This is a genomic window from Spirulina sp. 06S082, from assembly GCF_034932145.1.
Taxonomy (GTDB): domain Bacteria; phylum Cyanobacteriota; class Cyanobacteriia; order Cyanobacteriales; family Spirulinaceae; genus CCY15215.
Map to the genome: position 1 here is coordinate 1 of NZ_JAYGHV010000376.1, position 1,418 is coordinate 1,418.

The following is a 1,418-nucleotide window of genomic DNA, read 5'->3' on the forward strand; positions in this document are numbered from 1 at the left end:
GCTCGGAGACGAGGTCGGATACCGAATCACGGGCCCGAATCCTCGGCTGGTGGGCGGAACGTGCCTCTTCGGGAAGGGTGACGATTCCGCGCCGGCTCAGGTCTTCGAAAGGATCCTGGGCATCCGAAGAGCTCAGACGGGCGATCTGCTTCCCCCTGCGGGTCACGATCACGTCGGTCCCGCCTTCGACACGCTGAAGGTATTCGCTCAGCCTGTCGTGGAGTTCTCGGATTCCCACCCTCTCTTCGGTTCGTTGTAGCGTCATTAGCTGACCTTAGCAGCTACATGGCTGCGGTTCCCGCATCAGTCGGGCGGAGGTTTGACACCTATCAGCAGCGCCATCTCGAGCCACTTCCAGTAGCAGTCGACGTTCTCGAAGCCGGAGTCGCCCATCCATGCCAGCTGGGCCTCGACCGGAGCCGGCTGGTCGGAGGTGTCCTCCTCGTCGTCCATCGACGCGAACACCTCCAGCGCGCGCCGCTGGAGCTCAGGCGTCGGCAGCTCCACCAGGTCCATGTTGCAGAAGAGCCCGCCCGGTTCGAGCAGGTCGAAGGCCTCGGAGTAGAGCCGCTGCTTCCTTTCGTCCGGCAGGTGGTGGATCACCCATGCCGAGATGATCAGATCGAACCTGCCGAACTCCGTAGGCAGCGGTTCGAGCAGGTCATGCTCGCGGAAGTGAACGCCTTTTTCACCGACGAAGCTCATCCTGGCGGCGGCGAGCAGCGGGGGCGAGATGTCGAGGCCGTAGGCCTCTGCGTCGGGGACGATCGAGCGCACGTCGGCGATCAGCGCACCACCGCCGGTGCCGAGGTCGAGGATCCGCTGCGGACGGCGTTGCCCGACCACGTCGTCGAGCAGCACCTCCCGCATCTGGGCACCGCCGGGAAGCCGGTCGCGTATCGCCAGCCACCTCTCCGAGCGGGCCTGCTCCCGCCATTCGTGTCCCGGCCTGAGGCCGCTTTCACTTCGCTTCGTGCCTGTGACTTCCATACCTCCAACATAACCGGACCGAAACCGCCCGAAACCCGGGGAAAACCCCTAAAGCCGGCAATGCCCTGCCTCAGGGGGGTCCGATACGAAGATCTCGGCCTGCTCGGCCTGACCAATAAGATCGGCCGATCGCCGGCGCTATCCCCAAGTTCAACCAGCATGCTGCCACCTATGACGCGGCGCGTACGCGGATCATCCCGCCCTTCGAGCCGTTCTACGGTGTGGCCGTGCAGGCGATCTCGCTGGCCGGCGCACCGCCGAAGAAGATCCTCGACCTCGGGGCCGGGACCGGCATGCTCGCCGGATTCGTGCTCGACGCCTATCCGGGCTGCGAGGTGACTCTCTTCGACGGCGCGGCGCAGATGCTCGACCGGGCCCGGGAGGCCCTCGAGGGTCGGCCGGTAAGGTTCGTCCAGGGTGACCTGTAC

At 65.6% G+C, this 1,418-nt stretch carries 3 protein-coding genes; 1 reads left to right on the forward strand and 2 read right to left on the reverse strand.

Features of this window, described 5'->3' with window-relative positions; genetic code table 11:
• On the reverse strand, positions 1–265 hold a 265-nt coding region (locus tag VB714_RS21385), incomplete at its 3' end, for a type II toxin-antitoxin system prevent-host-death family antitoxin (RefSeq protein ID WP_323226716.1).
• 38 nt (positions 266–303) lie between these two features.
• Positions 304–990 (reverse strand): class I SAM-dependent methyltransferase, encoded by a 687-nt coding sequence (locus VB714_RS21390; protein ID WP_323226717.1) that lies wholly within the window; start codon positions 988–990, stop codon positions 304–306.
• A 227-nt stretch (positions 991–1,217) separates the two neighbouring features.
• On the opposite strand from VB714_RS21390, the gene VB714_RS21395 reads away from it, so the two are divergent.
• On the forward strand, positions 1,218–1,418 hold a 201-nt coding region (locus VB714_RS21395), incomplete at its 3' end, for a class I SAM-dependent methyltransferase (RefSeq protein ID WP_323226718.1).